The sequence below is a fragment of the Micrococcus sp. Mcc89 genome (assembly GCF_024519795.1).
GTDB lineage: Bacteria > Actinomycetota > Actinomycetes > Actinomycetales > Micrococcaceae > Micrococcus > Micrococcus luteus.
The window spans coordinates 1-741 of sequence record NZ_JALJRI010000052.1; the positions used below are offsets into that span (position 1 = coordinate 1).

Genomic DNA, 741 nt, shown 5'->3' on the forward strand with positions numbered 1-741 from the left:
GATCGCGTACTTGTCATACCGGGTCGCCAGACCCCGCCACTGCTTCAGGTGCGCGTACTGACGCTCGATGACGTTGCGGCCCTTGTAGGCGTCCGCGTCGAGGCTAACGGGGCGCCCGCCGCGGGCACCGCGCCGTCTGCGGTGGCCCTGCTGGTCGGCCGGTTCGGGGATGACCGCTTTGATCCCACGGGCACGTAGGTGGGTGCGGATCGCCCGGGAGGAGTACGCCTTATCGCCCAGCACGGCCTCGGGGCGGGTCCGGGGCCGCCCTACTGGCCGGGTCACGCGCAGCTGCTCCAGAAGAGGAAGCAGCATCGGGGAGTCCCCTGCCTGGCCGGGGGTGATCAGGCTGACCAGCGGCAGCCCGGTCCCGTCCACGAGCTGATGGATCTTCGTGCTCAGCCCGCCACGGGAGCGCCCGATGCCGTGATCGGCCGGCTCCTCACGCGGATTCTTGTAGTTCGATCCATCCCCCTGTGTGGCGGGTGATGTTCGTCGCGTGCTGATGCGCGCGGGCGATCGTGGAGTCCACCGAGACCGACCAATCGATCAGGCCTTCGGCGTCAGCGGCGGCGGTCAGCGTGGCCAGCACCGTGTCCCAGGTGCCCTCTTCGGCCAAGCGCCGATGCCAGGTCCACACGGTCTGCCAGGGCCCGTAGACCTCGGGCAGATCCCTCCAAGCGATTCCGCACCTGTACCGGTAGATGATCGCCTCCACCATGGTGCGGGCGTCGGCGAACG

The 741-nt window shown here is 69.2% G+C and carries 1 pseudogene; it reads right to left on the minus strand.

The features are described 5' to 3' along the window. Nucleotides 1-741: pseudogene (locus NR072_RS06435) on the minus strand (IS5 family transposase); the annotation flags it as partial.